A 22,748-nucleotide genomic window follows, 5' to 3' on the forward strand; every position below is an offset into this window, starting at 1 on the left:
CAAAGAGCCGAACCAATATCACGAGAGGAACAAATCCATGCTGAAATTCACCGCCGAACATGAATGGCTGAAGCTCGAGGGCGATATCGCCACCGTCGGCATCACGAGCCACGCCGCCGAACAGCTCGGTGATCTCGTTTTCGTGGAGCTGCCGGAAGTGGGCGCCGAGCTTGTCAAGGACGGCAATGCCGCGACCGTCGAGAGCGTGAAAGCAGCTTCCGACGTCTATTGTCCGCTGGATGGCGAAGTCATCGAGATCAATCAAGCCATCGTGGACGACCCATCGCTCGTCAATTCCGATCCCCAGGGTGCTGCCTGGTTCTTCAAGCTCAAGCTGAAGAACCCCGGWGATGCCGATGCTTTGCTTGATGAATCCGCATACAAGGACCTGATCGGATGACCGACAGCACCGATTTCCATTTCACCGATTACCAGCCTTACGATTTCGCCAACCGGCGGCATATCGGCCCTTCGCCGTCGGAAATGGCCGAGATGCTGAAGGTGATCGGCTATCCCTCGCTCGATGCGCTGATCGATGCCACCGTGCCCTCCTCGATCCGCCAGCAGGTGCCGCTCACCTGGGGTGCGGCGCTCACGGAGCGCGAAGCGCTCGACAAGCTGCGGGAGACCGCCAATAAGAACCAGGCGCTCGTTTCGCTGATCGGCCAAGGCTATTACGGCACCATCACGCCGCCGGTCATCCAGCGCAACATCCTCGAAAACCCCGCCTGGTATACGGCCTATACGCCCTATCAGCCGGAGATTTCGCAAGGACGTCTCGAAGCGCTCCTCAACTTCCAGACCATGATCTGCGACCTGACCGGCCTCGACGTCGCCAATGCCTCGCTGCTGGACGAGGCGACGGCGGCGGCCGAAGCCATGGCGCTCTGCCAGCGTCAGGCGAAGTCGAAGGCGACCGCCTTCTTCGTGGATAGCGCCTGCCATCCGCAGACCATCGCGCTGATCGAGACGCGCGCCGCCCCACTCGGCTGGACCGTCATCGTCGGCGATCCCATGACCGATCTCGACCCGGTCGATGTTTTCGGCGCGATCTTCCAATATCCCGGCACGCACGGCCATGTGCACGACTTCTCCGGCCTGATCGCCCGCCTGCACCAAACCGGCGCGGTCGCCGCCGTCGCCGCTGACCCGCTGGCGCTGACGCTGCTGAAATCCCCCGGCGAAATGGGCGCCGACATCGCGATCGGTTCCTCGCAGCGCTTCGGCGTGCCCGTCGGCTATGGCGGCCCGCACGCGGCCTATATGGCGGTCAAGGATGCGCACAAGCGCGCCATGCCCGGCCGTCTCGTCGGCGTCTCGGTGGACAGCCGCGGCAACCGCGCCTATCGCCTGTCGCTGCAGACCCGCGAACAGCATATCCGCCGCGAAAAGGCGACCTCCAACATCTGCACCGCCCAGGTGCTGCTTGCCGTTATGGCCTCCATGTACGGCGTTTTCCACGGCCCCGATGGCATAAAGGCGATCGCCCAGCAGGTCCACAAGAAGGCCGTGCTGATGGCCAAGGGCCTCGAAAAGCTCGGCTACAAGATCGAACCCGACACCTTCTTCGACACCATCACCGTCGAGGTGGGGCATATGCAGGGTCTCATCCTGCGCGCCGCCGTCGCCGAGGGCGTCAACCTGCGCAAGGTCGGCAACACCAAGATCGGCATGTCGCTCGACGAGCGTACCCGTCCCGCGACGCTGGAAGCCGTCTGGCGCGCCTTCGGCGGCAATTTCAAGGTCTCGGATTTCGAGCCGGAATACCGCCTGCCCAACGCGCTGCTCAGGAAATCGGAATACATGACGCATCCGATCTTCCATATGAACCGCGCCGAAAGCGAGATGACCCGCTATATCCGCCGGCTCTCGGACCGCGATCTGGCGCTCGACCGGGCGATGATCCCGCTCGGCTCCTGCACGATGAAGCTGAACGCCACCGCGGAAATGCTGCCGATCACCTGGCCGGAATTTTCCGACATCCATCCCTTCGTGCCCGCCGATCAGGCGCTCGGCTACAAGGAGATGATCGACGATCTTTCGCAAAAGCTCTGCCAGATCACCGGATACGACGCCTTCTCCATGCAGCCGAATTCCGGCGCGCAAGGGGAATATGCGGGCCTGCTCACCATCCGCAATTATCACATTGCGAACGGCGACACGCACCGCGATGTCTGCCTCATCCCGACCTCCGCGCATGGTACCAATCCCGCCTCGGCGCAGATGGTCGGCATGAAGGTGGTCCCGGTGAAGGCTCGCGAAAATGGCGATGTCGATCTCGAGGATTTCCGAGCAAAAGCAGAGCAGTATGCGGAAAACCTGTCGTGCTGCATGATCACCTATCCTTCGACGCATGGTGTGTTCGAGGAAACGGTGAAGGAGATCTGCGCGATCACCCACAAGCACGGCGGCCAGGTCTATCTCGACGGCGCCAACATGAACGCCATGGTCGGCCTTGCGCGGCCCGGCGACATCGGTTCCGACGTCAGCCACCTGAACCTGCACAAGACCTTCTGCATCCCGCATGGCGGCGGCGGCCCCGGCATGGGCCCGATCGGCGTGAAGGCGCATCTGGCGCCCTATCTGCCGGGCCATCCAGAGGCAGACGGCCGTGAGGGTGCCGTTTCGGCGGCTCCGTTCGGCTCGCCGTCGATCCTGCCGATCTCCTGGTCCTACTGCCTGATGATGGGCGGCGAAGGGCTGACTCAGGCGACCAAGGTGGCGATCCTCAACGCCAACTATATCGCCGCACGGCTGAAGGGCGCCTATGACGTGCTCTACAAGTCGGAAGCCGGCCGCGTCGCGCATGAATGCATCATCGACACGCGCCCGCTCAATGCATCGGCGGGCGTCACGGTGGACGATGTCGCCAAGCGCCTGATCGACTGCGGTTTCCATGCGCCCACCATGAGCTGGCCGGTCGCCGGCACGCTGATGATCGAACCGACCGAGAGCGAGACCAAGGCCGAACTCGACCGCTTCTGCGATGCCATGCTGGCGATCCGCGAGGAAGCCCGCGACATCGAGGAAGGCCGCATGGATAAGGTCAACAATCCGCTCAAGAACGCGCCCCACACGGTGGAAGACCTGGTCGGCGAATGGGATCGTCCCTACAGCCGCGAGCAGGCCTGCTACCCGCCCGGCGCCTTCCGCGTGGACAAGTACTGGTCGCCGGTCAACCGCGTCGACAACGTCTATGGCGACCGCAATCTCGTCTGCACCTGCCCGCCGATGGAGGCCTATCAGGAGGCGGCGGAGTAGCGGCGATGCCCTCGTCCGCCCTGCCGGGCACCTTCTCCCCGTTTCGACGGGGAGAAGGAAACATGCAGCACCCGCTCCGCCAGTTCTCGCCGTCACGTAGGGCAGGTCCCCTCTCCCCGTCAAAACGGGGAAAGGTTTAGGGTGAGGGGCAGATTTCTCGCCGGAATGAATGCTATAAATGGCTTTGGTCCCGGCAGATAATGATAGGAATCCTAATCATGGACGATAACGCGAACGGAAACTCGCTCTGGAACAAGGTCTTCAATACCGATTCGATCGCCGGAACCGGCCGTATCGTCGGCCTGATCCTCGTTTTCGTCGTCATCGGCGGAGGGGCCTCCTGGCTTTTCGGTTGAACCACGCCTGATTTTTTAACCGGCCTTGTCGGATCGGCGAACTTTGGTTCGTCCTCGTGTCGTACGCTCCATCAATTCAGAAGGATCACGACCATGCCAAGCACCATTCGTCTGCACCGCGTCCTCGCAACCAGCCCGGAGAAGGTCTATCGCGCCTTCATCGAGGCGGATGCGCTCGCCAAATGGCTTCCGCCGAACGGCTTTACCTGCACCGTTCACCAGTTCGAGGGAACGCAAGGCGGCAAATTCAAAATGTCCTTCCGCAATTTCACGACCGGCAACAGCCACTCGTTCGGTGGTGAATACCTGGAACTCGTGCCGGGCGAACGGGTGCGCTATACGGACAGGTTCGACGATCCGAACCTGCCGGGCGAGATGCAGGTGTCCGTGACCTTGAAGAAGGTTTCGGTCGGGACCGAGATCGATATTACCCAGGCCGGCGTGCCGGACCTCATCCCCGCCGAAGCCTGCTATCTCGGCTGGCAGGAATCGCTGCGAAACCTGGCGAAGCTTGTCGAGCCGGAGATCAATCAATAGGCCCACCTCTTTTAAAACGCGGATTCCTCCCTTGGCGATCATCGGGTCTTTCCTCGGGTTGAACCCGAGGACCGCTCGCCCGAGGGCGAGGGCTGTAGTCATCCTCGGGCTTGACCCGAGGATCGGATGGGGCGCTGAAAGCTGCCTCTTAAGTTTTAGTTTTAGGTGACACCTCTCAGCGCCCCGTTCGGCGGTTTTTGCCCGCGACTTCGGTCTCTCTGCCGTGGCCGCGCAAGGGAGATTAAGGCGAAGAACTTGCCGTTTTTAGGCCGAACCTTCTCGCCACCCATTCACTGACGCCACCATGTGTGCCGCACAGGCACGCCCGGCGCGCTCTTTCGGGGCATCAAGAGATGACAGGCCGGTCCGAAACCGTCATCTCTCCCCGTGTCGCCGGAGGGAGACCATTTTCCGCGAACCCGGATCATGAGGTTTTGCGTCTGACCCTCATGACCCGCGCCGGTTCCGCCTCGCCGGCACGCCTGCCGGTGTATCCGCGACGGAACGGGGTAATTGTAGGCATAGGTTTGAAGAGCGGGGATGAGAAAGGGGGTAAGTAGTTGATGGGATTGGAGTGGGGTGGCGGTTTTGTCCCCACCAATGCCCTCTCGGCATCCTGTGCTGCCCGGCCCTTCGCTTGGGCTCCGGGCGTTCGTCACTGCAATCGATTCACTGGATCGATTGCTCGGGCTACGCCCGACCGTTCCTCACCCCACAAACGCGCGTTCGATAACGAATTCGCCCGGCTTGTTGTTGGCACCTTCGGTAAGGCCAGCCTTTTCGAGCAGTTCCTTGGTGTCCTTCAGCATGGCCGAAGAACCGCATATCATGCCGCGATCGATCGCCGGATCGAGCGGCGGGACGCCGAGATCGGTGAAAAGCTTGCCGCTCTCGATCAGGTCCGTGATACGGCCCTGGAACGGATAGTCCTCGCGGGTCACGGTCGGGTAATGCTTGAGCTTGTCGCCGACGATCTCGGAAAGGAATTCGTGGTTGCGGATTTCCTCGATCAAGTCGAAGCCGTATTTCAGCTCCGCCACCTCGCGGCAGGTATGGGTGAGGATCACCTCGTCGAACTTCTCGTAAGTTTCCGGATCGCGGATGAGGCTCGCAAACGGCGCAATGCCGGTGCCGGTCGAGAACATGTAGAGACGCTTGCCGGGGGTCAGTGCATCGAGCACGAGCGTGCCGGTCGGCTTCTTGCGCATCAGTACCGTGTCGCCCGCCTTGATCTTCTGGAGATGCGAAGTGAGCGGGCCGTCCGGCACCTTGATCGAGAAGAATTCCAGTTCCTCGTCCCAGGCGGGGCTTGCGACCGAATAGGCGCGGTAGATCGGCTTATCGCCGACCATCAGGCCGATCATCGCGAATTCGCCCGAACGGAAGCGGAATGCGTCGGGGCGGGTCATCCGGAAGCGGAACAGGTGCTCGGTGTAATGCTCGACGTCAAGCACCGTCTCGGCATAGACGCCGTCCGGGATCTTGGCCGCTACGAAATCTTCATTCTTTGCTGGAGCGTTCATGCCTGGTCCGTCTTGGTCTTCTTCGGTTCGCGACAAGCGAATTATACCATGCGAGGCCGCTTTTGAAGGCATCACAATGCCTTTGTCGCCGCCTCGCGCAAAATATGTGCCTCATTCTCCGGTTTTGAAAGAGGCCCGCCGGATTTAACCGGCAGCCGCGGCCTTTCGCCGCCAGCTATAGGCCTGCTGGCCCTCGGCCGGCCGCGCCGTCGGCTGATAATGGACGGCGATCCCCGGCAAGCGCCCCTCTTCCAGCCGCTTCAGCGCGGTTTCGTTCTTGACGGCGAAGCTGTCGATCCCAACCCGCAGCATCAGCGGGATCTGGTCGATCAATACGTCACCAACCGCGCGAAGCTCGTTGCGATAACCGAGCCGCTCGCGCAGCAGCGAGGCATGGCTGAACGCCCGGCCGTCGTTGAAGGCCGGAAAGGCCACCGCGACGATCTCGAGGCGGTAAAGATAGGGTTCGAGCTTGCGCACGTCATCGGCGGGCTTGACCAACACGCCGAGCCCGACATCGTTGCTTTCCTCTGCCCTGGCGATCAGCTCATCGAGCGGCAGCAGCACTTTCTGCTCTTCTGTCGCCTTCAGCTCCTCGGTTTCGATCACCCACGGATCGTTGGCGACGAAGCCGGTTTCTCTCCATATCTTCGTCATCACGCCGCCTCCGCCTTGGCATCGCCATAGAGCGCATCCTTGAAAGGCTGCGGCCCGACGCGGCGATAGGCTTCGAGAAAGATCTCATCCTTCGAGAGGCGAAGGCCGAGATAGGTATCGACGATGGTCTCGATGGCATCCGTCACCCGGTCGGGCTCGAAGCCGCGGCCGATGATCTCGCCGATCGAGGTGTTTTCGTCGCCGGAACCGCCGAGGGTGATCTGGTAGAGCTCGGCACCCTTCTTCTCGACGCCCAAGAGGCCGATATGGCCGACATGGTGATGCCCGCAGGCATTGATGCAGCCGGAGATCTTGATCTTCAGCTCACCAATCTCCGCCTGGCGCTCGGGCGAACCGAAGCGGGTGGAGATTTCCTGCGCCACCGGGATCGAACGGGCGTTCGCAAGCGCGCAGTAGTCCAGCCCCGGACAGGCGATGATATCGGTGATGAGCCCGGCATTGGGGGTCGCAAGCCCCTGCGCCACCAGCGCGCGGTAGACCGGCTCGAGATCCGCCAGCGCGACATGCGGCAGGATGACGTTCTGCTCGTGGCTGATGCGGATTTCGTCGAAGGCATATTCCTCGGCGAGGTCGGCGATCGCATCCATCTGCTCATGCGTGGCATCGCCCGGAATGCCACCGATGGGTTTCAGCGAAATCGTCACCATGCCATAGTCCGGATGCTTATGCGGCTGCACATTCTGCTGCACCCAGCGGGCGAAATCCGGATCGGTCTTCTTCCAGCCGGCAAGCTGCGCCCAGCCTTCCGCACGGTCGGCCAGCGCCGGAGGAGCGAAATAGGCTCCGATCGCCTGAACATCGGCTTCCGGCAGCTTGAGTTCGGTGCCCTGCAGATGGACGAATTCCTCCTCGACCTGCCGGGTCAGCTCTTCGACGCCGGTCTCGTGCACGAGGATTTTGATGCGGGCCTTGTACTTGTTGTCGCGTCGGCCATGGAGGTTGTACACCCGCATGATCGCGGTGATGTAGGACAGCAGATCCTCCTCCGGCAAGAAGTCGCGGATCTTCTTGGCAACCAGCGGCGTGCGCCCCTGCCCGCCGCCCACATAGACGGCAAAACCGAGTTCGCCGGCTTCATTGCGCTTAAGATGCAGGCCGATGTCATGCACCTGGATCGCGGCACGGTCGCGCTCTGCGCCGGTGACCGCGATCTTGAACTTGCGCGGCAGGAAGGAGAATTCCGGGTGGACGGAAGACCACTGGCGCAGGATTTCCGCGTAAGGCCGCGGATCGGCGACCTCATCGGCCGCGGCGCCGGCGAAATGATCGGCGGTGACGTTGCGAATGCAGTTGCCGGAAGTCTGCAGTGCATGCATCTCGACGGTCGCGAGCTCGGCCAGGATATCGGGCGTATCGGACAACTTCGGCCAGTTGTACTGGATGTTCTGGCGGGTGGTGAAATGGCCATAGCCGCGGTCATACTTGCGCGCGATGTGGGCAAGCATCCGCATCTGCTTCGCGTTCAGCGTGCCATAGGGGATCGCGACGCGCAGCATATAGGCATGCAGCTGAAGATAGACCCCGTTCATCAGGCGCAGAGGCTTGAAGGCGTCCTCCTCCAGCTCGCCGGAAAGGCGACGCGCCACCTGATCGCGGAACTGCTCCACGCGGCTCGTTACAAAAGCGTGGTCGAATTCGTCGTAACGGTACATGATTTCCTCAGACTGCGATGAATGCCGGATCGGCGGGGCGGAAGCCGGCGGCATATTCCATGGTCGGGCCCTGGGCCCGAATGCGCTCGCGCAGGCGGAGCGGCCAGATCTGGCCGCCGGCTTCCTGCACCTCTATGACGTTCACATCCACGACGCGGTTGGCGGCGAAATCGCGCTTGCCGATCGCTTCCAGCGAGGCGATGGCCTCGGGATGGCGCGCCACCAGAGCGTCCTGCAGCTTCTCCGTCCATTGGCCGTTCGCATCGAGCCAGACGGCGATGCCGTCGGACAGGCGGTTGGCGGTCAGAACCTTGTCGGTCATCCTCTCATTCCCACTTCCTCGCGAGCCTTCGCATCATATTCGGTCTTGAACGCCGAAAGCGGCTCGGACTTCTCGAAATTCGCACCGGCGACAGCCTCGCCGATAATCACCATCACCGGGCCGGAGAGATCCTCACGCACTTCCAGATCGGGCAGTTCCCGCAGGACACCATGGAAGAGCCGCCGGTCGGCGCGGCTGGCATTCTCGACCACCGCAACGGTCGTTTCAGCTGCAAGCCCGGCTCCCATCAGCCGCTCGGCGACGGAGGCGGCAACCGTGCGGCCCATATAGACGGCGATGGTGGCACCGGAAACGGCAAGGCTTGCCCAATCCGGCAGGACGTCGCCGGTGAGGTCATGGCCGGTCGTGAAGATCAGCGACGAGGCTACGCCGCGCAGGGTCAGCGGCAGGTCGAAATCGGCAGCGGCGGCGAAGGCCGAAGTAATGCCCGGCACGATCTCGTAGGACACGCCCGCTTCGCGGAGCGACGCCATTTCCTCGCCGGCGCGGCCATAGACGAGCGGATCGCCGGATTTCAGCCGCACCACGCGCTTGCCTTGCCGGCCAAGCTCGACCAGCAGCCGGTTGATCTCTTCCTGAGATTTCGAATGGCAGTTCTTGCGCTTGCCGACGGAAAGGCGTTCCGCATCGCGCCGCCCCATGTCGACGATCGTCTGCGGCACGAGCGCGTCATAGACGATCGCATCGGCCTCCATCAAAACGCGCTGGGCGCGCAGCGTCAAAAGGTCTTCAGCGCCTGGACCCGCGCCAACCAGCCAGACATGGCCCTCGGCGCGGCCGGAACCCGAAAGCAGCGCATTGGCCGAGCGGCGGGCGCCGGCAAGATCGTTCGTATCCACTGCGCCTGCGACATCGCCGGAGAAGAAGCGGCGCCAGAAGATGCGACGGGAGACGCCGCGCGGCACCAGCCGCTCGGCCGCGTCCCGATATTCGGCGGCGAGGCTTGCAAGCCGGCCGAGCGAGGGCGACAGCATCTGGTCGATGCGGGCGCGGATCATCTGGGCGAGAACCGGCCCGGCCCCCTCGGTGCCGATCGCAACCGCCACCGGCGCACGGTTCACCAGCGCGGGCGTGTAGAAATCGCAGAATTCCGGCTGGTCGACGGCATTTGCGGGAATTTTTCGCGCTCGGGCGGCAAGAACGATCTCGCGATCCAGGGCCGCATCGCCGGTAGCGGCAAATGCGAGAGCGGCATTTTCCACCTGCTCGGAAGAAAACTCATCCGCGACGACCTCGATCCCCTGCCCTGAAAGGAAAACGGCATAATCCGCTTTCGGTTCAGAGGCATAGGCAACGATCTTCGCATCCGTGTTCAACAGAAGCCGGACCTTCGCAAAGGCTTCCTCGCCATTCCCGAACACGGAAACCCTCTTGCCGCTGACGCGGAAGAAGGCGGGAAAAACCGAAAGGCGCTCGGATTTATTGAACATGCGGACATCCTGATCCATGCGCGCACACTATCGCGAACACGGCTGCAAAATGAAGAAACGGATGTGCCAAGAGATTGCACCTACAGCATTTTCCTTCTCGCAAGCGCACGATCTGGAGTAAAAGCCACCGCCTGGCGGAAATCCGCTCCTTTTCCACCGGGGTTTAAGGGGAATCGCAAATTTTGCCTTCCGCCATCAACCTCGTCCGCCTAGACTGCAACGCACAATCCGGAAGCTGAACATCGATGACGATTGCCGCCCGCCTGCTCGACGTGATCGAGCACGATATCCTGCCTTTGACCCGACAAGGCGTCGCCGCCGGAAACAAGGTTTTCGGCGCCGCGATCCTCAGGAAATCCGACCTTTCGCTGGTGATCGCCGAGACCAATAACGAGCTCGAAAATCCGCTCTGGCATGGCGAAGTCCACGCATTGAAGCGGTTCTACGAGACCACTCCGGGCATCCCGACAAAAGATTTGATCTTCCTTTCGACCCACGAGCCCTGCACGATGTGCATGTCGGCGATCACCTGGGCCGGTTTCGACAATTTCTACTATTTCTTCAGCAATGAGGATTCGCGCGACGCCTTCGCGATCCCCCATGACCTCAAGATATTGAAGGAAGTCTTCGGCCTGGAGCCAGGCGGCTACCGGCGCAGCAACGCGTTCTGGCACTCCCACGCCATCAGCGACCTCGTCGAGACCGAAAGCGAGCCGCAGCGCGCCGCGCTGAAGACGCAAGCTGCGCATATAAGAGCGGCCTATGACGGGCTTTCCGGCATTTACCAGTCCGGCAAGGACGAAAACAAAATCCCTCTCGCCTGAGATCAGGACAAGATCATGGAAGCATCCAAGGATATTTCGCGGCTGATCGAGATCATGGCGGCACTCCGCACACCCGGAACCGGCTGCCCCTGGGATCTCGAGCAGGATTTCTCGACGATCAAACCCTATACGATCGAGGAAGCCTATGAAGTTGCCGACGCGATCGAGCGCAACGACATGGACGACCTCTGCGAGGAGTTGGGCGACCTGTTGCTCCAGGTTGTCTTTCACGCCCGCATGGCCGAGGAAGCCGGCGAATTTTCCTTCGGGGACGTCGTCGAGGCGATCACCAGGAAGATGATCCGCCGGCACCCTCATGTCTTTGCGGTTTCGGACGCCGCGACGCCGGACGCGGTAAAGGTGCAGTGGGATGCGGTAAAAGCCGAGGAAAAGCGCGAGCGCGCCGAGCGGCGGGCCAAGCGCGGCATCACGGAAGACTTCAAACTGGGCTTTCTCGGCAGCGTCCACCGCAGCCAGCCCGCGCTGACCGAGGCGGTAAAGCTTCAGAGCCAAGCCGCCAAGGTGGGCTTCGACTGGTCGGAGGCCGAACCGATCCTCGACAAGATCGAGGAGGAGATCGGCGAGCTTCGCGAGGCGCTGCACAGCGGCAGCCAAGACAAGGTGGCCGACGAACTCGGCGATCTCATCTTCGCACTCGTCAATATCGGCCGGCATGTGAAGGCCGATCCGGAAGAGGCGCTCCGCAGCACGAATACGAAGTTCCGGCGTCGATTCAATCATATAGAAAAGTCTCTTCAACAATCGAACGAGACTCTGGAGGCCGCCACGCTGGAGCGCATGGAAGAGCTCTGGCAGGCGGCCAAGGCGATCGAGCGGCAGATCGGCTGAGCATTCCCGCCGGCGCTTGCCTTGCCGGAACCCAGCGATATCTAATCCTTGATCGGATTGGGTCAGGAGAACGGCATGCAGGAAGATCGCGTCCGGCTAGGCGCCAGCGCCGCGCGGGCGACGGTGCTTTTCATCGTCTTTCTCGCCATTCTGATATTCGCCACGGCCGGAACGCTGAACTACTGGCAAGGCTGGCTTTATCTGGCAAACTTCACCTTCTGGCTCGCTGTTAGCAGCTGGTATGTGGTGACATACGATCCTGCGCTGGCGCAAAGGCGAATGAGATCGGGACCGACGGCGGAAACCGAGCCGGCACAGAAACGCATTCAGGCCTACAACAGCGTCGTCATGATCGCGCTCTACCTGGTGTCCTGCCTGGACTACCGGTTCTCCTGGTCGTCGGTGCCGACGGCGATCGTCATCATCGGCAATATCCTCACCGCCCTGGGCTTCATCGGCTGCCTGATCGTCTTCCGGCAGAACTCGTATGCGGCGGCGACTGTCGGCGTGCAAGCCGGGCAGACCGTTGTTTCCGACGGCCTCTACGGCATCGTGCGGCACCCGATGTACAGCGCCGCACTGCTCCTTTTCGTCGGCACGCCACTAGCTCTCGGATCGTACTGGGGATTGCTGCCAGTGCTGCTCATTGTCGGCGGGCTGGTGGCGCGGCTGACGGACGAGGAAAAGCACCTGCGCCTGAAACTGGAAGGATACGCAGCCTATTGCGAGAAAGTGCGATACCGGCTGATCCCGCTGTTCTACTAGAGCAAAGCATCTATGAACGCAAAAAGCGGAATTGGTGCATAAACGACACTCGGCTTAGAGGGAACAATAACCGGAAGCTGCCGTTACGGGACAAAGCTGGAACGGAGGCAGTTGTGATCCACCATGTCTCGGTAGGTACGAATGATGTTGGACGTTCGAAGCGCTTCTACGATGCCGTTTTGCCCATCGTCGGCATTGGGCCGATGACCGAGGACGAAGGCGGACTAGGCTACGGAAGCGGCACGTTTCACTTCAGTGTTCAGGTTCCGATCGATGGAAAGCCTGCAACCGTGGGCAACGGCACGCATATCGCCTTTGCCGTTGAGGACCGATCGATGGTCGATCGATTTTACGCAACAGCATTGAAACATGGTGGCAGCGACGATGGCGCTCCGGGGCTGCGGCCGAACTATGATGCCAACTACTATGGGGCCTTCGTCCGCGATCCGGACGGTCACAAGATCGAGGCAGTGACCTACTCTGCAAAATAGCCGCTATCGGAGGCGCGCATGCCGACCCTTCCCTATGCAATTCTCCAAGCCCCTTCCACATTGGGCCTGGCGACGGACGGAGTGGAGCGCTTGCCCGAGCAGCTCTTGGATTTCGGATTTGCAGAGCGTATCCAAGCGCGCCGCGCCGAGCGGCTGGCGGTGCCCGCCAAGGATCCTGTGCCCGATTCCGCGACCGGCATCCTGAACGCCGGTGCGATTGCGGCGTGGTCGCCCAAACTCGCCGACGCGGTGGAAGCGGTGCTCGACGCGGACGAATTTCCGATCGTGCTGGGCGGCGATTGCACGATCCTGCTGGGCTCGATGCTCGCGTTTCGGCGGCGTGGCCGCTACGGTCTGCTCTTCATCGACGGCAACGCCGATTTCTTCCAGCCCGAAGCGGAACCCAATGGTGAGGGCGCCTCGATGGATCTCGCCTTTGTCACCGGTTACGGTCCCTCGCTCCTATCTGACATCGAGGGCCGGGGTCCCCTGGTCCGTCCTGAAGACGCCGTCGCGTTCGCGTATCGCGATCACAAAGACCAGGAGGAGTATGGAAGCCAACCCCTCCCCGAAGAGCTCAAAGCCCTCGATCTTCCCGCCGTGCGCATGATGGGCATCAAGGCCGCCGCACGCGAAGCGGTGGATCACCTGACGCGGGAGGAACTCGACGGTTTCTTCATCCACCTTGATGCCGATTGTCTTGACGACGCCATCATGCCGGCTGTCGATTTTCGCGTGCCCGGCGGTCTATCGTGGGACGAGCTGGAGACAGCGCTCCGGATTGCCCTGGCGAACGGCAAGGCAGTCGGCATCGAGGTCACCATCTACAATCCGCGCCTCGATGAGGACGGCAGTGCCGGGCGCGGTCTGGCCGACGTGCTAGCCGCGGCGCTCGGAACAGCGGCCTGAACACGGCGAGCATCGAGCGTTTCGCTGCCAACTTTCTTGCTATGGTTCAGCTCGCCTCAATGGGGCTTTGGCACCGCGCTATGAGTCCACGACCTCGAACAGGACAGCAGCCTATACCGTCCGCTCCCCGGTGATGCGCCTCCGCAGATGGTTCTCGAAAAAGCTGTTGAGCGCCTTTCTTGAAGGTTTCTCGACAAGATAGAAACTCGCCAAGGCGGCCAGCAAGGCGGCCAGGAGCAGCAGAAGCGTCGGAGCTGTTTCAGCCCGGTAGAGCTTGTAGAACGGCTGCTGCCAGAGATAGAGCGAATACGACCACAGCCCCGCATAGGTCAGCACCCTGGTCGACAGGACTTTGCGGAAAGCGTCCGCCGAGGAATCGATCGTGGTGATCGAAAGCGCAAGCATGGAGGTCGACAGGCCGAAGGAGAGGGTGTGATCGGGCAGCATCTTCGCCACGACCGCGAGCAGCAGCGCCACAGGCGACAGCCACCACGGGCTCTGGCGCCCGCGGAGGATGAGCCACAGACCGCCTGCCAGGAATATGCCCGCGACCGAAACGTCGCTGCGCCAATGGGTATAAAGGACGCTCGCGCCGAGTTCCGTGCGGACGATTCCGTTCAGCATCGCCGCCGCGCCGAGTGCGACGACCAGGGCGCCGACCGGAAACAACCAGCGGCGGGATAGAAACGCGATACCTGCCAGGAGAATATAGGCATGCTCTTCGACGCAGAGTGACCATAGGTGATCATATAATGCCACCGTATGGGTATAGATCATCGCGTAGTTGATCGTGAACGTCAAAGCAAGCAGCGCCGCCACGGGACCGTGCGACAACTCGGTACCCTGAAAGAAAAGCGTGGTGATGACTACAAACGCAAGGAGAGCCGGGTAAATTCGGGAAAAACGCCTGAAGAAGAAAGTAGGCAATTCTGCTCGCTTGACGAACAGTATTTCCGACATCAGTCGGCCCGATAAAACGAAGAACAGATCAACGCCGAATGTACTAATACCGGGCTTGATTTCATCAAGCCAGAAATGGCCCAATATTACGAAGAGTACCGCTATACCGCGCCAGCCATCCAGATAGGCAAGATGCGTTCCGGTTTCTTCACGCGGCTGAGTTTGTACCATGCAAATACCATTATTGCCGGCCCCGCAACGATACTGCAAAAATCCCGGCCGTCGTCAACGTTTCATTTTGCACTGCAAAAAACGGGCAATATCATGACGCGGCGAGCGGCCGCTTCCGGACAGGCGATCCGCACAGGGAAAACGCCCTACCGCTCCCAGTCTTCCTTGACAGGTTTCGGGCCATTGCCGAGCCGGCGCTCCAGTTCCGCGGCCTGGCGCTCCGTCAGCCGCACATCGAGCGTCACCGAACCGTCCTCGTTGTCCTGACGGTCATCCACCACGGCATCGCCATAGATCCAGGAAATCAGGGAAAGCTTGTCTGCCGGAATGGTGATCGTGGTTTCGGTCAGCACGCCCGAAAGCCGCTTGGCGATCTCCTGCGTCAGCGCGTCGATGCCCTCGCCCGAAATGGCGGAGACCGCCATGACGTTTTCACGGGCAGAAGCCTTCTCCGTGATCGCCTCGTGGGTTTCGGGGTCGAGCTTGTCGACCTTGTTCCACACCTCGATGATGCGCTCGGCCCCTTCCTTCTCGCCAATGCCGAGATCGGCGAGAATGCGAAGCACGTCGCCCGCCTGGGCGGCATTGTCCGGATCGGACATATCGCGCACATGCAGGATGAGGTCCGCCTCCAGCACCTCTTCGAGCGTCGCGCGGAAGGCGGCGACGAGATGCGTCGGCAGGTCAGAGATGAAGCCGACCGTATCGGAAAGGATGACGGTGCGGCCATGCGGCAGCTTCATGCGGCGCAGCGTCGGGTCGAGCGTGGCGAAGAGCATGTCCTCGGCAAGCACGCCCGCACCGGTGATACGGTTGAAGAGGGTCGATTTTCCGGCGTTCGTATAGCCCACCAGCGCCACGATCGGATGCGGCACCTTGCGGCGTTTGGCGCGATGAAGCTGGCGGGTGCGAACGACCTGCTCCAGCTCGCGCTCGAGCCTGACGATACGCTCCTGCAGGAGCCGGCGGTCGGCCTCGATCTGGGTTTCACCGGGACCGCCCATGAAGCCCGCGCCGCCGCGCTGGCGTTCGAGGTGGGTCCAGCTTCGGACCAGGCGGCCTTTCTGGTAGTTGAGATGCGCCAGATCGACCTGCAGCGTGCCTTCCTTGGTGGAAGCCCGCCGGCCGAAGATTTCGAGGATGAGGCCCGTCCGGTCGATGACCTTGGCGTTCCATTCCTTCTCGAGATTGCGCTGCTGCACCGGCGTCAGCGGATGATCGACGATAACGAGACCGGCATCATGCTCGTCGAGCAGCGCCTTGATCTCCTCGATCTTGCCGGTGCCGATGAGGGTCGCCGGTCGCGGCTGGCCGACCGACACGATCATTCCCTCGGTAATCGTCAGATCGATCGCCTTTGCAAGCCCGACCGCCTCTTCCAGGCGCGCCTCGTTGGAGCGCTGGGGAGCGGGCAAGGCATCCCCCTGCCCGGCCCGCGCCTTGCCCTGTTTCAGGACAGGCACGACGACGGCCGCGCGCATATCGTCCCGGTGACGCTTGGCCTCCGGGATCAGCGAATCGTTCGAGGTATCGCGAATGACTATCTCTATCTGTCCTTAAGCCGCGTTCTCTTCGGTTTCGAACATCTGCAGGGGCTGGCCCGGCATGATGGTCGAAATCGCATGCTTATACACGAGCTGAGAATGGCCGTCACGGCGAAGAAGGACGCAGAAATTGTCGAAAGAGGTTACGACACCGGTCAGCTTGACGCCGTTGATCAGGAAAATCGTGAGAGAGATCTTCTGCTTGCGAACTGTATTGAGAAATAAATCCTGCAGGTTCTGAGAACGTTCCGCCATAGCGCCGCTTCTTTCTTTTTTGCCGGCCGATGAAGACCGGGAGTGATCACGCTTTTAGAGACGGGTGGGAATGCCTCGTGCTTCCCCTTCCCCCCGGATGCCTTGGTTATCAAATCGCTGTCTTTTCCGCAACTTCGAAAAAGGCGTCGCGAATATCCTGGGAAACGCCGCCAGGATGGCCGTTTGCGATGGGCTTGCCGTCCACTTCGATGATCGGAACGCAAATACCCGTGGCGGAGGTGAAGAACACTTCGCGCGCCGACATCATCTCCTCGACGGAGAATTCCCGCTCGACATATCGCAGCCCAAGCTTATCGGCCACGTCCATGGCCGTGGTGCGGGTGATTCCCCTGAGAATGCCGTGCTCGGCGGGCCGGGTGACCAGAACGCCATCGGCATCGACGATCCAGACGTTGGAAGAGGCGCCCTCCATCACGTTGCCAGCGGCATCGATGAAAATGGCATCCTGCGCGCCGGCATCCTTCGCCTGCTGCTTGGCAAGCACGTTCGGCAGCAGGCCGACGGTCTTGATGTCTACCCGGTCCCAGCGGTTTTCCGGAACCGTGATAACCTTGATGCCATTCGCGTACTTGCGGGCGGCGACCGAAGGATCGGTGCTCTTGGCGGTGATCGTCAGCGTCGGCGGGGTCGTCTCGGCGGGGAAATAGTGGTCGCGCCGCGCAACCCCGCGGGTCACCTGCAGATAGAAGATGCCGTTCCTCACCCGGTTGCGCCTTAGCACTTCGCGGAGCACGAAAGTCAGCGCCGCGCGGCCCATGGGGGATGCCATGCGCAGTTCCCGCAAGGAGCGGTCGAGACGATCGAGATGCCGCGTCAGATCGACGATGAAGCCGTTGCGGACCTCGCAGACCTCGTAGACGCCATCGGCGAACTGGAAACCGCGATCCTCCACATGCACCGCAGCGTCCGAATGCGGCACATATTGGCCGTTGACATACGCAATCCTCGACATGGACTTTCCTTGCTCGAAATCTGTCAGAAATACTGAATGGAAACGCGAAACAGCTGCTCGACGTCGCGAACGGCCTCGGGAACGGCGAAGAGAACGATCCGGTCGCGCGACTTGATCTTCGTATCGCCGCTCGGGCGAAGCACCTCGCCGCCCCGATAGATCGCGCCGATGCGGATGCCGTCCGGCAGATCGAGTTCGCGGAACGGCCTTCCGACGAGCGGAGAGGTTTCCAGCGCCTCGGCCTCGATCACCTCGCCCGTTCCCTGCTGCACCGAATACACGGAGCGGATGCGCCCCTTGCGGACATGCTGGAGGACGCGCGAAATGGTGACGGCGCGCGGGTTGATCTGCGCGTCAATGCCGAGCGAATCCGTCACCTGGTTGAGGGAGGAACTGTTGATCAGCACCAGGTTCGACTTGCAGCCATTGGCTTTGGCCATGACCGCCGAGAGAATGTTGATCTGGTCGCTGTTGGTCAGCGTCACCATCAAATCGGTTTCCTGAATATCCGCCTGGGCGAGGATATGCTGGTCGAGGGCCGAACCGTGCAGCACGATCGTGTTGCGCAACTGCTCCGAGATAGCAAGCGCGCGCTCGCGATTGCTCTCGATGATCTTGATGCGCGTGCGCGGCTGATGCTCCTCGATCGTGCGGGCGACGTAATAGCCGATATTGCCCCCGCCGGCGATGATGATGCGGCCGGCTTCCTGCTCCTCGTGCCCGAACAGGCCCAACGTGCGGCGGACATGCTCGCGCTGGGCTATCACATAGGCAAGATCGCCGACCTCGAGCTGGTCGGCCGAGCGGGGGATGAGCACGCGGCCGTTGCGGTAGATGCCCACCACGGTCGCCATCAGATCCGGAAAGAGCTGCGAAAGCTGCTGGAGCGGCGTGTTGACGACCGGGCAATCCTCCATGCATTCGATCGCCACCATAGAGATGCGGTCGTCCGCGAACCGCACGACATCGGTCGCGCCGGGAAAGGAGATGCGCCGCAGCACCATCTTGCCGACCTCGACTTCCGGCGAGATCGTGACGTCGATCGCCATGTTCTGGCGGCTGAAGAGATCGGCATATTCCGGCTGCAGATAGTTCTGCGCGCGGATGCGGGCGATCTTGGTCGGCACGCTGAAAAGCGCATGCGCCACCTCGCAGGCGACGATGTTGACCTCGTCGTGCAGGGTGACGGCGATGATCATGTCGGCGTCTTCCGCACCCGCCTTGGCAAGCACGTCCGGATGCGCGCCATGGCCCACATAGCCGCGCACATCCAGGGTCTCGGTGATCACGTTGATCAGCGAAGCCTCGGTGTCGATCACCGAAACGTCGTTGTCCTCCTGCGACAGGCGCTCAGCGATGCCGTAGCCCACCTGCCCCGCTCCGCAAATGATGACTTTCATGACTGGACTTTCATCGGTGGCGCGCCGCCTGTAGACTCAAGGATGCGGACGGTTATACGCCAAGCGATTTCAGTTTGCGATGCAGGGCGGAGCGCTCCATGCCGACGAATTCGGCCGTGCGGGAGATATTGCCGCCGAACCGGTTGATCTGGGCGATGAGATAGTCCCGCTCGAACATCTCCCGCGCCTCGCGAAGCGGCAGCGTCATGATGTGGTAATCCCCCTTGGAGGAAACCTTGGGCAGCATGTCGCCCAGATCGGTGGGCAGCATGTCGGCCGAAATCGCCGTATCGGGGCCATCGGAGCGGGCAAGGATCATCAGCCGCTCGATATTGTTGCGCAGCTGGCGGATATTGCCCGGCCAGTCATGCGCTTGCAGGACGGCAAGCGCATCCTCGCCGATCTTGCGCGGACGGATGCCCGCCTGCTCGGAAATCTGGCGCATGAACATGTCGATGAGGAAGGGTATGTCCTCCCGCCGCTCGGCGAGCGCCGGCACCTTGACCGGCACCACCGCGAGACGATGATAGAGGTCCTCGCGGAAGGAGCCTTCGGCAATCAGGCTCTCCAGATTGTAGGCGGTAGACGAGATGATGCGGACGTCCACCTTCACCCGCTTGGAACCGCCGACCCGCTCGAACTGCTGGTCGACCAGCACCCGCAGGATCTTGTTCTGGGTCTCGCGCGGCATTTCCCCCACTTCGTCGAGATAGAGAATGCCGCGATGGGCCTCTTCCAGCGCGCCGATCTTGCGCGGCTGGCCGGGAGCGCCTTCCGTGCCGAACAGCGCGACCTCCATCCGGTCCGGAGTGATGGTAGCGGCATTCAGCGCCACAAAGGGCCCGCCCGCGCGGGACGACTTCTTGTGGATCATCCGGGCGACGAGTTCCTTGCCGGCTCCGGACGGTCCGAAAATCATGATGCGGCTGTTGGTCGGCGCCACCTTGTCGATCGTCTGGCGAAGCTGCGAGACGGCAACCGAGGTACCGACGAGCTCCGCCGCATCGCCGGCGCRCTTCTTGAGCTCGCTGACTTCGCGCTTGAGCTTGGAATTTTCGAGCGCCCGTTCGGCGATCAGGATCAGCCGGTCCGCCTTGAACGGCTTTTCGATGAAATCGAAGGCGCCGCGCTTGATCGCCGAAACAGCGGTTTCGATGTTGCCGTGACCGGAGATCATCACCACCGGCAGCTCCGGATGGCGGCTCTTGATCTCGTCCAGCAGGGCCAGGCYGTCGAGCTTGGAGCCCTGCATCCAGATGTCCAGGAACACGAGCCGCGGCGCGCGGTCCGAAATGGCCGCAAGCGCGCTGTCGCTGTCGTAAGYGGTGCGCGTTTCGTGCCCTTCGTCGGACAGAATGCCGGAAACGATATCGCGGATATCCGCCTCGTCATCCACGACCAGAATATCAGACGCCATATGCCACTTCCTTGTTATTKTCGGTTCCGGGCGCGGCCGCATRCACGACATGCGGCAGCAGCACCCTGATCATGGCGCCGCGGCCATGATCGAAATCGGCGGGCGCGTCGTGCAGTTCGAGCTGCCCGCCATGTTCCTCGATGATCTTCTTGACGATCGCGAGTCCGAGGCCCGTGCCCTTCTCACGCATGGTCATGTAGGGTTCGAGAATCCGATGCCGGTTCTCGGTCGGAAGGCCGCTGCCGTTATCGACGATATCGACCACGAACAGATCGCGGTTGTGATCGAAGCGGGCGCGCGCAAGCACCTTGCGTCCGTCGCGCTCCTGATCGCTGGGAACCGCCTCGATGGCCTCCACCGCGTTCTTCACCAGATTGCCGAAAGCCTGGCCGAGCATGCGCGCATCGAACATGCCGACCAACGGCTCCTCGCCGAGATCCTTGAGGAAGTCGATATGGGTGGTTCCCATCTCCCTCAAGAAAACCGCATCCCGCAGGATATCCCTGAGGTCGGCCTCCTCCTTTGCGGGCTTGGGCATGCGCGCGAAGGAGGAGAATTCATCGACCATGCGGCCGATATCGCCCACCTGGCGCACGATCGTATCGGTGCACTGGTCGAAGACGGCGCGGTCGCTCTCGTCGATCTGCTTGCCGTAGCGCCGCTTCAGGCGCTCGGCGGAAAGCTGGATCGGCGTCAACGGATTCTTGATCTCATGCGCGATGCGGCGCGCCACGTCCGCCCAGGCGGTGGAGCGCTGGGCGATGACGAGATCGGTGATGTCGTCGAGCGTGATCACGTAGGAATCGTTCGGGGAGCGCTGCTCCTCCCGCGTCACCTGCACGGAAAGCGTCCTCTCCTTGCCCCCGCGCATCAGGTTCACCTGCTTGCGGAATTCGCCGCGGGCACGCGCCGCCGCCTCCGTCAGGACCTGATCGATCTCGGGCGCGAGATCCTGCAGCCGCTCGCCCACCAGCTTCTCTGCCGGAAGGCCGAGGAACTCTTCCGCGGAAGGGTTCGCGATCGTGATGCGGCGATCGTCCTCCACGCCGATCACGGCAGCTGTCACGCCCGAAAGCACCGCCTCGATGAAGCGGCGGCGATCGTCCACCTCGTCCTTGGCCTCGAGGATTTCGTCGTGCTGACTGCGGATTTCCGAAATCATCTTGTTGAAGGTGCGCGAAAGGTTCCCGACATCGCCGTCGGCGGCGCGCACCGGCACCACCACGTCCAGATTGCCGGTCGACACGCTGTCGGCCGCGCTGATCAGCAGGCGGATCGGCCGGACGATCCTGTCGGCCACCGCGATGGCGGCCCAGATCGCGGCGAGAAGCACGATCAGCGCAAAGCCGAGATAGAGCACCGCAAAGGCGAGCTGCAGCGAGGTCCGGCCTGCCTGCATGGCCTGGTACTCGACCGTATTCTCCTCCATGAGCCGCATCGCCGACATCACCTTCGGATCGACGGCCCGGATCGTATAGAGAAGCGTGCCGGATATTCCGTCGAGCTTGATGACCGCGCCGACAAGATTGGTGACACCGGGGGGAATGAGCGTCGGCTGCCCCTTGGCGGCGCTTTGCAGCGCATCCTGGGGGATCGCGGGCAGCGGCCGCTCGGTCTTGATATCGGCCTGCGCGACCGCCTGCCCGTCCTCGCGCACGAGGAAGGCCCCGAGCATGCCGCGCCCGCGCGCCTGCCGCGTCATCAGCTCGATGAAGCCGGTACGGTCGAGGTAGAACATCGCCCGGTTGCGCTCCAGGTCATTGCCCATCGAGGCCGTCTGTCCCTGAAGGTAGCTCGCATTTTCGAGCTGGTAGGCGCGCGCCACGTCCGACGACGAGCGCACGATCGCCTGGGTGCGGAGCGAAAACCAGCGATCGAGACCGACATTGAGCGTCAGGCTGGCGAAGATCGCGACCAATACGGCGGGCGTGATGGCGACGATGGAGAAGAGCACGACGATGCGCACGTGAAGGCGTGCGGCGGCACGCCCCCTGGCCCGCGCCTTGACGAGGCGCGAGACCTCGCGGCCGATCAGGTACATCAGGCCCAGAATGAAGAAGGAATTGAGGACTGCGGAAGCGATCACCACGTTCGTGGTCGGCGCGATCGGGGTAAGCCCGAGCAGCACGAAAAGGGTGAGCATGGCGCAGATGAGCGCGCCGCCGCCAAGCAGAAGCCCCGGCAGAGCGAAGGAGGCTCTCCGGTCCTGYACGGCCCCTGACGGCTCCTCGTCAGCCATCGGCGCGGTCGCACGCTGCGTCATCGAATAAACTCCCCATTCCTCGCGGAATCATTTCATCGGGTGAAACGAACGCCGTTCGAGGAAGTCGCCGGTCTGCCGCCACCGGAAATTCCAAGTCCGCCATGCGTGACCTTTAAGCAACGCATTGTGGCGAAAATGCAACGAATT

At 62.0% G+C, this 22,748-nt stretch carries 21 protein-coding genes; 9 read left to right on the top strand and 12 right to left on the bottom strand.

Translation table 11 applies throughout. The features are described 5' to 3' along the window. Window positions 1-37 precede the first annotated feature (37 nt). The 4 genes from gcvH (at window position 38) to LCM4573_RS11225 (ending at window position 4,154) form a co-directional block, all read left to right on the top strand. Window positions 38-400 carry a glycine cleavage system protein GcvH gene (gene gcvH / locus LCM4573_RS11215; protein WP_071006373.1) on the top strand — a complete coding sequence of 121 codons (363 nt, stop codon included), beginning with the start codon at window positions 38-40 and terminating at the stop codon, window positions 398-400. Next, a complete protein-coding gene (gcvP, locus tag LCM4573_RS11220) occupies window positions 397-3,261 on the top strand; it encodes an aminomethyl-transferring glycine dehydrogenase (RefSeq protein ID WP_071006374.1) in 2,865 nt (954 codons plus the stop codon). Before gcvH ends, gcvP begins: the two co-directional genes overlap by 4 nt. Before the next feature lie 218 nt (window positions 3,262-3,479). After that, window positions 3,480-3,617: a hypothetical protein gene (locus tag LCM4573_RS28065; protein ID WP_157895499.1), complete on the top strand. Its 138-nt coding sequence runs from the start codon at window positions 3,480-3,482 to the stop codon at window positions 3,615-3,617. A gap of 93 nt (window positions 3,618-3,710) precedes the next feature. Continuing rightward, window positions 3,711-4,154: an SRPBCC family protein gene (locus LCM4573_RS11225; RefSeq protein ID WP_071006375.1), complete on the top strand. Its 444-nt coding sequence runs from the start codon at window positions 3,711-3,713 to the stop codon at window positions 4,152-4,154. A 707-nt stretch (window positions 4,155-4,861) separates the two neighbouring features. On the opposite strand, the gene LCM4573_RS11230 is transcribed toward LCM4573_RS11225, so the two are convergent. The 5 genes from LCM4573_RS11230 to cysG form a co-directional block, all read right to left on the bottom strand. Next, entirely contained in the window at window positions 4,862-5,677 is an 816-nt protein-coding gene (locus tag LCM4573_RS11230) for a ferredoxin--NADP reductase (protein ID WP_071006376.1), read from the bottom strand. 144 nt (window positions 5,678-5,821) lie between these two features. Next, the gene (locus LCM4573_RS11235) at window positions 5,822-6,334 is read right to left on the bottom strand and encodes a DUF934 domain-containing protein (RefSeq protein ID WP_071006377.1); all 513 of its coding nucleotides are present in this window, start codon (window positions 6,332-6,334) and stop codon (window positions 5,822-5,824) included. Next, window positions 6,334-8,007 carry a nitrite/sulfite reductase gene (locus tag LCM4573_RS11240; protein WP_071006378.1) on the bottom strand — a complete coding sequence of 558 codons (1,674 nt, stop codon included), beginning with the start codon at window positions 8,005-8,007 and terminating at the stop codon, window positions 6,334-6,336. Before LCM4573_RS11240 ends, LCM4573_RS11235 begins: the two co-directional genes overlap by 1 nt. Window positions 8,008-8,014: 7 nt before the next feature. Next, the gene (locus LCM4573_RS11245; protein ID WP_071006379.1) at window positions 8,015-8,329 is read right to left on the bottom strand and encodes a DUF2849 domain-containing protein; all 315 of its coding nucleotides are present in this window, start codon (window positions 8,327-8,329) and stop codon (window positions 8,015-8,017) included. After that, window positions 8,326-9,780: a siroheme synthase CysG gene (gene cysG, locus LCM4573_RS11250; protein WP_071006596.1), complete on the bottom strand. Its 1,455-nt coding sequence runs from the start codon at window positions 9,778-9,780 to the stop codon at window positions 8,326-8,328. Before cysG ends, LCM4573_RS11245 begins: the two co-directional genes overlap by 4 nt. A 245-nt stretch (window positions 9,781-10,025) precedes the next feature. Here cysG and LCM4573_RS11255 point away from each other — a divergent pair, with 245 nt between their 5' ends. The 5 genes from LCM4573_RS11255 to LCM4573_RS11275 all read left to right on the top strand — a co-directional run bounded on the left by LCM4573_RS11255 (window position 10,026) and on the right by LCM4573_RS11275 (window position 13,618). Next, window positions 10,026-10,604 carry a nucleoside deaminase gene (locus tag LCM4573_RS11255; RefSeq protein WP_071006380.1) on the top strand — a complete coding sequence of 193 codons (579 nt, stop codon included), beginning with the start codon at window positions 10,026-10,028 and terminating at the stop codon, window positions 10,602-10,604. A gap of 15 nt (window positions 10,605-10,619) precedes the next feature. Beyond that, a complete protein-coding gene (gene mazG / locus LCM4573_RS11260) occupies window positions 10,620-11,453 on the top strand; it encodes a nucleoside triphosphate pyrophosphohydrolase (protein ID WP_071006381.1) in 834 nt (277 codons plus the stop codon). A 75-nt stretch (window positions 11,454-11,528) separates the two neighbouring features. Then, window positions 11,529-12,218: an isoprenylcysteine carboxylmethyltransferase family protein gene (locus tag LCM4573_RS11265; RefSeq protein ID WP_071006382.1), complete on the top strand. Its 690-nt coding sequence runs from the start codon at window positions 11,529-11,531 to the stop codon at window positions 12,216-12,218. A gap of 113 nt (window positions 12,219-12,331) precedes the next feature. Then, window positions 12,332-12,709: a VOC family protein gene (locus tag LCM4573_RS11270; protein WP_071006383.1), complete on the top strand. Its 378-nt coding sequence runs from the start codon at window positions 12,332-12,334 to the stop codon at window positions 12,707-12,709. An 18-nt stretch (window positions 12,710-12,727) separates the two neighbouring features. Then, the gene (locus LCM4573_RS11275) at window positions 12,728-13,618 is read left to right on the top strand and encodes an arginase family protein (RefSeq protein WP_071006384.1); all 891 of its coding nucleotides are present in this window, start codon (window positions 12,728-12,730) and stop codon (window positions 13,616-13,618) included. 111 nt (window positions 13,619-13,729) lie between these two features. Here LCM4573_RS11275 and LCM4573_RS11280 read toward each other — a convergent pair whose 3' ends face one another. From LCM4573_RS11280 to LCM4573_RS11310, 7 genes are all read right to left on the bottom strand, one after another. After that, window positions 13,730-14,749, bottom strand: coding sequence for an acyltransferase (locus tag LCM4573_RS11280; RefSeq protein ID WP_071006385.1), 1,020 nt, complete (start codon window positions 14,747-14,749; stop codon window positions 13,730-13,732). Window positions 14,750-14,895: 146 nt separating this feature from the next. After that, window positions 14,896-16,230: a GTPase HflX gene (gene hflX / locus LCM4573_RS11285; protein WP_071006386.1), complete on the bottom strand. Its 1,335-nt coding sequence runs from the start codon at window positions 16,228-16,230 to the stop codon at window positions 14,896-14,898. Between the two features lie 75 nt (window positions 16,231-16,305). Continuing rightward, window positions 16,306-16,548: an RNA chaperone Hfq gene (gene hfq, locus LCM4573_RS11290; protein ID WP_046792193.1), complete on the bottom strand. Its 243-nt coding sequence runs from the start codon at window positions 16,546-16,548 to the stop codon at window positions 16,306-16,308. Window positions 16,549-16,657: 109 nt separating this feature from the next. Beyond that, a complete protein-coding gene (locus LCM4573_RS11295; protein ID WP_071006387.1) occupies window positions 16,658-17,521 on the bottom strand; it encodes a D-amino-acid transaminase in 864 nt (287 codons plus the stop codon). A 23-nt stretch (window positions 17,522-17,544) separates the two neighbouring features. Beyond that, window positions 17,545-18,921, bottom strand: coding sequence for a Trk system potassium transporter TrkA (gene trkA / locus LCM4573_RS11300; RefSeq protein ID WP_071006388.1), 1,377 nt, complete (start codon window positions 18,919-18,921; stop codon window positions 17,545-17,547). Between the two features lie 52 nt (window positions 18,922-18,973). Beyond that, complete coding sequence (locus LCM4573_RS11305; protein WP_071006389.1) at window positions 18,974-20,338, bottom strand: sigma-54 dependent transcriptional regulator; 1,365 nt, start codon at window positions 20,336-20,338, stop codon at window positions 18,974-18,976. Continuing rightward, on the bottom strand, window positions 20,328-22,601 hold the full coding sequence (locus tag LCM4573_RS11310; protein WP_071006390.1) for a PAS domain-containing sensor histidine kinase: 2,274 nt from the start codon (window positions 22,599-22,601) through the stop codon (window positions 20,328-20,330). The genes LCM4573_RS11305 and LCM4573_RS11310 overlap by 11 nt, the downstream gene beginning before the upstream one ends. Between the last annotated feature and the right edge of the window lie 147 nt (window positions 22,602-22,748).

It is taken from the genome of Rhizobium sp. LCM 4573 (assembly GCF_001854865.1).
Lineage (GTDB): Bacteria > Pseudomonadota > Alphaproteobacteria > Rhizobiales > Rhizobiaceae > Neorhizobium.